A 2,461-nucleotide genomic window follows, 5' to 3' on the forward strand; every position below is an offset into this window, starting at 1 on the left:
CGCATGCCCCGACGACCCATCGGCCGGGGACCCTGCTGCCGCCTTCGCCGCGAGCACCGCCTGCTTGTCGTAGGGCTGCGCCTCGCGCTGTACGAACGAGATGGCCCCGGCCGGGCATGCCGGCAGGCAGTCGCCCAGCCCGTCGCAGTAGTCGTCGCGCAGGAGCCGCGCCTTGCCGCCCACCAGGCCGATCGCGCCCTCGTGGCATGCTTCTGCGCACAGCCCGCATCCGTTGCAGGCAACCTCGTCTATCTCCACGATCGTACGGATCATCTCCGCCTCCTCCGTCTCCCCGCCTGCCGCGGGCCCGCAACCTGCGTCACGCAACCGCCGCCCGCGCCCGAGCTTGCTCCTATTCGAGGCAAGCCTACCATCCCGACCTCCTCTCTTCTGTTGTATTTACAACATTTCCCACTCCAACCGTTTTTTGGTTCGCGAAAAAACGGTTGTGGAGCCTCTCGCCGCGGTTCGACAGCCCCGAAACGCCGCGACCCCTCGGCTCGGCAGCTCGGTAGCTCGGCAGTTCCGCAGGACTCTCTCGGTTACCGCATCTCCCCATCCCTCTTTTTTCACTCCCCTGCTCACTTACTCCCCGCGGGCACTCCCCCTGCATTTTCTGCAACAATACGGCGCCCGGGCGGCCTGGCCGTCCCCTGCGCTGGCACCACCGGGCCCCGTCATCCAAAAATGTTTCACGTGAAACATTCGTTCGCTATCCCGACGACCCACAGCCCCCGCCATGAGAGGTGCCCCCTCCTCTTTTTCTCTTTCTCTTGCACATCTTTCCCGCGACCTCCTTGCCTCCCGCTCATCGACCGCCGTTTTTCCAGCACCCTTCCACCCCCCTCCCGGCCCAACCCCAACCCCTCCGCTCCCTTTCGCCGTTTTCCGGCGATTCGTTTTTTCGTTGGCTGGGAGAAAATCTCCCGAACCTCTTGACAGCTCCCTTCCGGTTCGTATACTTATGATCAGTTGTTCATATGTTAAGAGGTTGAAATGACATCAAAGCGAAACGAAGCGAACGAAGCGCCCGCCCCGACGACGGAGCACGATCACGGATGCGCGTGCGGAAGCGCGGAGCATCCCTCGCCCGACCAGCCGCCCGATTCGTTGCCCGACGAGGAGCTGCTCTACGACCTGGCCGACCTGTTCAAGGTGTTCGGCGACACCACGCGCATCAAGATACTCTACGCCCTCATGGGCACGGAGCGGTGCGTGGCCGACATCGCCGAGCTCATCGGCGCCACGCAGAGCGCCGTGTCGCACCAGCTGCGCACGCTCAAGCAGGCCCGCCTCGTGAAGTTCCAGCGCGACGGCAAGAACGTCATCTACTCGCTGTCGGACGACCACGTGTACACCATGCTGGCCCAGGGCATGACCCACATCTGCGAATGACGAGCGCCACCGACACGTACAGATGTTTCACGTGAAACATCTCGCCCGGAAGACGAAAACAGGAGAGCGCCGGCAGCGGCGCACGTGAAAGGAAGAACCATGCGCAAGGCTTTCAAACTCCAGGACCTCGATTGCGCGAATTGCGCCGCGAAGATGGAGAACGCCATCAAGGGCATCGACGGCGTGAAAAGCGCCACGGTCAGCTTCATGACGCAGAAGCTCGTGATCGAGGCCGACGACGACTGTTTCGACGCCGTGCTCGACGAAGCGCAGCGCGCCTGCTCGAAGATCGAGCCGGATTGCGTCATCCTGCGTTAACCCACCGACCATCGAGGGGGCGCCTGCGCACGAGCGCGCTCGCCGCACTTTTCACGAACGGATGTTTCACGTGAAACACTCCGGCGGCGTTCCGCGCCCTCGACCGAACCGAAAGTTGAAATCGATGAACAAGAAACAGAAACGAACGAGGAACCGCATCGTCCTCGCCATCGCGCTGTTCGCCGTCGTCTACGTGATCGCCGAGCTCATGCCGCTCGCCACGTGGCTCGGAAGCGAGACAGCCGCGCTCTGGGTGGAGTTCGCGCTCTTCCTCGTCCCCTACCTCATCGCCGGCTACGACGTGCTTTTGCGCGCGGCGAAGAACATCGGCCACGGCCAGGTGTTCGACGAGAACTTCCTCATGAGCGTGGCCACCATCGGCGCGTTCGCGCTGGTGCTGTTCCCCGACAGCGACCCGCACATGGCCGAAGGCGCGGCCGTCATGCTGTTCTACCAGGTGGGCGAGCTGTTCCAAAGCTACGCCGTGGGCAAATCGCGCAAGTCGATCGCCGACATGATGGACATCGCGCCCGATTTCGCCAACGTGGAGCGCGACGGGCGGCTCGTGCAGGTCGACCCCTACGAGGTGGCCGTGGGCGACGAGATCGTCGTCAAAGCCGGCGAGCGCGTGCCGCTCGACGGCGTGGTGGTGCGCGGCTCCTCGCAGCTGGACACCGCGGCCCTCACCGGCGAGTCGGTGCCGCGCGAGGTGCGCGAGGGCGACGAGATCATCTCGGGCTGCGTCAAC

At 64.0% G+C, this 2,461-nt stretch carries 4 protein-coding genes; 3 read left to right on the top strand and 1 reads right to left on the bottom strand.

What is annotated here, in order from left to right; translation table 11 throughout:
• On the bottom strand, window positions 1-273 hold a 273-nt coding region (locus GPA_RS02125; protein WP_167536585.1), incomplete at its 3' end, for an ATP-binding protein.
• Window positions 274-996: 723 nt separating this feature from the next.
• On the opposite strand from GPA_RS02125, the gene GPA_RS02130 reads away from it, so the two are divergent.
• From GPA_RS02130 to GPA_RS17220, 3 genes are all read left to right on the top strand, one after another.
• Complete coding sequence (locus GPA_RS02130; protein WP_015538805.1) at window positions 997-1,395, top strand: ArsR/SmtB family transcription factor; 399 nt, start codon at window positions 997-999, stop codon at window positions 1,393-1,395.
• A gap of 99 nt (window positions 1,396-1,494) precedes the next feature.
• Complete coding sequence (locus tag GPA_RS02135; RefSeq protein ID WP_015538806.1) at window positions 1,495-1,713, top strand: cation transporter; 219 nt, start codon at window positions 1,495-1,497, stop codon at window positions 1,711-1,713.
• 124 nt (window positions 1,714-1,837) lie between these two features.
• A partial coding sequence (locus GPA_RS17220; protein WP_041238812.1) for a P-type ATPase actuator domain-containing protein occupies window positions 1,838-2,461 on the top strand: 624 nt, incomplete at its 3' end.

It is taken from the genome of Gordonibacter pamelaeae 7-10-1-b, from assembly GCF_000210055.1.
Classification (GTDB): domain Bacteria; phylum Actinomycetota; class Coriobacteriia; order Coriobacteriales; family Eggerthellaceae; genus Gordonibacter; species Gordonibacter pamelaeae.

Excerpts from the sequence above, each read along its gene's own strand:
- GPA_RS02130 (WP_015538805.1), top strand. The coding sequence starts at position 997 with ATGACATCAAAGCGAAACGAAGCGAACGAAGCGCCCGCCCCGACGACG.
- GPA_RS02135 (WP_015538806.1), top strand. The coding sequence starts at position 1,495 with ATGCGCAAGGCTTTCAAACTCCAGGACCTCGATTGCGCGAATTGCGCC.